General features: G+C 40.6%; 1 protein-coding gene and 2 pseudogenes. 1 reads left to right on the forward strand and 2 read right to left on the reverse strand.

The window, feature by feature from the left end; genetic code table 11:
• Nucleotides 1–605: pseudogene (locus R7Q47_RS23480) on the forward strand (IS481-like element ISVvu4 family transposase); the annotation flags it as partial.
• A 168-nt stretch (nucleotides 606–773) separates the two neighbouring features.
• On the opposite strand, the pseudogene R7Q47_RS23485 reads toward R7Q47_RS23480, so the two are convergent.
• Both R7Q47_RS23485 and R7Q47_RS23490 read right to left on the reverse strand, forming a co-directional pair.
• Nucleotides 774–1,019 (reverse strand): annotated as a pseudogene (locus R7Q47_RS23485) (lactoylglutathione lyase); the annotation flags it as partial.
• A gap of 113 nt (nucleotides 1,020–1,132) precedes the next feature.
• Nucleotides 1,133–1,579 carry a DUF3291 domain-containing protein gene (locus tag R7Q47_RS23490; RefSeq protein WP_025508968.1) on the reverse strand — a complete coding sequence of 149 codons (447 nt, stop codon included), beginning with the start codon at nucleotides 1,577–1,579 and terminating at the stop codon, nucleotides 1,133–1,135.
• Between the last annotated feature and the right edge of the window lie 367 nt (nucleotides 1,580–1,946).

Here is a 1,946-nt window from a genome sequence, read left to right on the forward strand (position 1 = left end):
AGCGTAAGAAGCACGATGATGAGGCTTGTGGTGAGATAGAAACAGCGCATCCAGGTTATCTTGGCTCTCAAGACACATTCTATGTTGGCAACTTGAAAGGTGTTGGGCGCATCTATCAACAAACCTTCGTTGATACCTACAGTAAAGTCGCCTTTGCCAAGCTCTACACAACGAAAACACCAATCACCGCAGCGGATATATTGAATGATAAGGTTCTACCGTTCTTTGAGGCGCATGAACTGCCAATGCTGCGAATCTTGACTGACCGAGGCACTGAATACTGTGGTCGTGTTGAGCAGCACGATTACCAGCTCTACCTAGCCATTAATGATATCGACCACACGAAAACTAAAGCGATGTCGCCACAGACAAATGGTATCTGCGAACGCTTCCACAAGACCATATTGAATGAGTTCTACCAAGTAACATTCAGAAAGAAACTGTATGGATCAATGGAAGAGTTACAGAAAGATCTGGACGAATGGATGGACTACTATAACAATCATCGTACTCATCAAGGAAAAATGTGCTGCGGCAGAACGCCGATAGAAACATTAGAGGATGGGAAATCAATCTGGGCTGAAAAGAATCTAGCCCAGATATAATCTGACAGGCACCGAGTCAAAAAGTGGGTAACTGTCAGATCAGGTCTGAATTAGTACAGTTAAAAGGAACATAGCTTTGTAACTCAGATAATTTCATAAAGTCCTTTTTGATAAAATCTTACACTAGCAAGCAATGTCTTGTTATGGTGTAAGCAATGCAACCTCCGAACTCAAACCCGCTTCGTGAAATGCTGTAACTTGTCGTTTGTCTAATGCAGAAAAAGCGATGTGGTATGTTGAATTGCTGACACCTTATTCAATGAGAAATCTTACATTTGGCTCGCTTGAAAGCCCGAAACCAGCAGCATTTTCATCTGACCATTTGAGTTCAATGCCTAATGGCTCCAGCGCATTCATGTAAAATGCACGACATTCTTCGAATGCCGCTACCTTAATTTCAAAATGATCTATCACTCTTTGTCCTTTTGAGTCTGTTACAATTTCCCTTGAAGTGCACAACTCCATGATGGGGTGAGGCATGTTATATCGGTGCTTTATACAACTTAGCGATTTAACCAGCGCATAGCTCACGTAAGATCTGCTTCTGTAAAGTTAGTTTTAAATGTGAAAGCAAAGGGCGTATCTCCGTTATCGCGCAAATGTTGAAGGCGGAATAAAGCTTCTTGTGGTGTTGGTATATGGCCATCTTCAACCCACCATAGAACATAGCTATCTTCTGTTAATCGATGAAACCATTCGCTTTTTCGGCGCATGAAATCTCTATGGTCAGTACGGAACATAAAGTTTTTGAGTGCGTCAGTACTTTCCCAGACAGACATGTTTACAATCATGTTTGGGTCTTCAAACAATTTAATGCTGGTGGCATCACCGGAGTCGTCTTTTAAACGCCAAACAAAGCCTATACTCTCTTCAGCAATACCATTAACTAAGTCTAAATTGTCTACAAATTCTTTAATTTCAGGCGCATCCAAAGGATATTTGGCAAGCGCAATATTTAACTGTGCTAATTTCATTTCAGACCCTCCTTGGTCGGTAAGTTAGTGCAATAGCGGTAAGCGGCTTCTTATAATGCAATGTATTGCTTATGCCTTCAAAGATAAATTAGAAAGTTAGTGATTTTGACTGCCAATTACGTTGTAAAAATCGGTTTGGTACATTGGTCTTGTTGAGTTCAAGACGGTACCGATAACGAGAGATTTCTTAGAGACAAACCATCCCATTTGTGCGAGAGTATTTTTAGTCGATTTGACTATCTATTTGATTTTTAATTTATATTTCGAGTTGCTATGAATTAATTGCGCAAGTATCACTCGGCGTGTTCAGTTCAAGACGAGCAATACTTAAAGGAGTCGCTATGTATTTTGGGGATGTACAAAGTCT

The sequence above is a fragment of the Vibrio sp. Vb0349 genome, assembly GCF_033338975.1.